Genomic DNA, 2,302 nt, shown 5'->3' on the forward strand with positions numbered 1-2,302 from the left:
TATATACTCAGTCGCATTCTCTTCGTTCTGAAATTCATAGTTTTCTATTAAATCTTTCTCATTTAAAGAATTACCTACTTGACTAGCGTATAATTTATAATATGCTCCTTTTTTCTCCAATAGGGATTGATGCGTCCCTTCTTCAACTACTTTTCCTTGTTCTAAAACGTAAATAATATCACAATCTTGAATAGTTGAAAGCCTATGCGCAATGATTAACATTGTAGAATTTTTCTTTTTTGAGAATAAAGTATTATATACATTTGCTTCGCTAATAAAGTCTAGATTACTTGTAGCCTCATCTAGTATTGTAAACTTATTATTTAGTATTAAGGCACGTGCTAAAGCAATCTTTTGCTTTTCTCCGCCAGAAAGCCCTCCACCCGCTTCATCTAAATATGTATCATACTTACCTGGTAATTTTTCTATAAACTCTTTACATCCGGCATCGTTACAAGATTTTCTCAGCTGCTCATCAGTTACACCTCTCACACCCAAAGATATATTTTCTCTAATAGTTCCAGAGAACAATTCTATATTTTGAGGGATATACGAAATGCTTTTTCTGTAGCTATACAAATCTAAATCATTAATATCTGTTCCAGAAATTCTAATACTTCCTTCTTCAGGTGAATAATATCTTAATAACAGTTTAGTGATTGTAGTTTTCCCACTCCCTGATCCACCTACTAACGCTACCTTCTTACCTTCTGGGATTGTAATTGATACATTATCTAACACCGGACTTCTACTTCCATATCTATACGTTATATTCTCTAATTTAATATCCCCTGATAATCCTTCTACCTTTTGTTTTTTATCATTTAACTGTTCTTTTTCTACATCATACAATTCTGAGATTCTTGCAAGGGACACACTCGCTTCTTGAACGGTAAGTTGAATATGTATTAATCTTCCGATAGGATCCATAAAGTAACCTGATAAAGTTACAAAAGCCATTAATCCACCTAATGTAATATCTTTATCCATAACCATACTTGCCCCTATACACATTACTAAAATTTGCCCTATTCCAGAAATACTGGAGGAGAAAGTGTTTTGAATATTTGATAACACACCCTCTTTAAAACTAATTCTTAAATTTTTCACATACTCAATCTCTAATTTTTCTAAGGTTTTTTCTTCCGCTGCATGTACTTTAATAGTTTCTATTCCCTTTAAAGTCTCTACAATATGACTGTTAAGGATAGAATCTGATTCTTTCTTTCGAAAATTAATTTTTTTATACGGACCTTTAAAAATAAAGACTAATGCTGCATTTAAACACGTTAAAACTAAAATCACACCAAACAGTGTACTATTCATAAGATAAAGCACTACTGCAGATGCTATCGCTAAAAACAAATCAATAAATAATGATAAGGTTACTGATGTTAAAATATTCTTAATAGTAAATGCATCACTAAACCTTGTTAAAATGTCTCCAACTTTCCGAGTAGAAAAAAATTTCATTGGAAGCTTATATGTATGTCTAAAAAACCCTAACAATAATTGAATATCAATTTTTTGCGACAAGTATAGTAATATATGCTGCCTAATTGTTGATAAAGCTACTTGAATTACAACTACAAATAGAAATCCTAACCCAAAGGTAGTAAGCCCATTTTTCAAATTGTATGGAAGTATTTCATCCATTAGAATTTTATTAAAGAAGGCAGATGATACTCCTAAAATCGTTAATAATAGAGAAGTAATAATACTATACATAAATAACTTTTTTTGTGGCATAAGCAACTTTATAAAAGTTTGTAAAGTATTTCTATTTTTTTCACTCTCTACTACAAATTCATTGTTCGGAGCAAGCAATAATAAAACCCCATCAAAATAACTAAAAAACTCAATAATTGATATTTTCCTTTTCCCTTTTGCCGGATCTAAGACAACAACACTATGCTTTGTAATTTTATGAATAACAACAAAGTGAGTAAGCCCTTCCTTAGTAATAATATGAGCAATCGCAGGAAGAGAAAATTCATCAGTAAACGTTTCGCGATTCACTCTAATCGCTTTTGCATCAAAACCTAATCTTTTAGCTCCAGATTCAAGCCCTTTTAGTGTAGTTCCTTTAATATCAGTTCCTAATAAATCTCTTAACTTGGTAATAGATATATCCTTTTTATAATACATGCACACCATCGCAAGACAGGCCGCTGCACAATCCGTTGCATCATGTTGTTTGACTAAATATGATCGCATACTAACTTAATTTACTCCTTTTAATAATTAATACTTTTTATATCATTGTTTAAAATAATAAGAAATATTAATAATAAGATTATAG

Annotated in this window: 1 protein-coding gene; it reads right to left on the reverse strand. The window is 30.6% G+C overall.

Features of this window, described 5'->3' with window-relative positions; all coding sequences use genetic code 11:
* The coding region (locus ACQGS6_RS26850; RefSeq protein ID WP_426965902.1) for a peptidase domain-containing ABC transporter at positions 1–2,217 on the reverse strand (2,217 nt) is incomplete at its 3' end.
* Positions 2,218–2,302 lie beyond the last annotated feature (85 nt).

Source organism: Bacillus sp. GMs2/2 (assembly GCF_050172095.1).
Classification (GTDB): domain Bacteria; phylum Bacillota; class Bacilli; order Bacillales; family Bacillaceae_G; genus Bacillus_A; species Bacillus_A cereus.